This is a genomic window from Xenorhabdus santafensis, assembly GCF_033949405.1.
Taxonomy (GTDB): domain Bacteria; phylum Pseudomonadota; class Gammaproteobacteria; order Enterobacterales; family Enterobacteriaceae; genus Xenorhabdus; species Xenorhabdus santafensis.
The window spans coordinates 1-268 of the sequence record NZ_VCDN01000257.1; the positions used below are offsets into that span (position 1 = coordinate 1).

General features: G+C 35.8%; 1 pseudogene. It reads right to left on the minus strand.

Features of this window, described 5'->3' with window-relative positions:
• Window positions 1–70 precede the first annotated feature (70 nt).
• Window positions 71–268, minus strand: a pseudogene (istB, locus tag FE392_RS22430) (IS21-like element IS232 family helper ATPase IstB); the annotation flags it as partial.

The following is a 268-nucleotide window of genomic DNA, read 5'->3' on the forward strand; positions in this document are numbered from 1 at the left end:
TAATCACGGTACTTAAGTGTAAATGTCAAGATAAACATGTACATTTTCGCTTGTTTAAGCATGTACAAAATCAATCATTTTCTTTACTAAAATGATCTTTAATTCGATAGGATTGTCCTACAATACTCACAACTGTGGCATGATGTAAGACACGATCTAGTATGGCATTGGCGAGTTTAGGGTCCTGGAATACTTCGTCCCAAGACTTGAAGTTGATATTGGTCGTTAGGATGGTACTACGCTTTTCATAACGCATATCGATTAATTG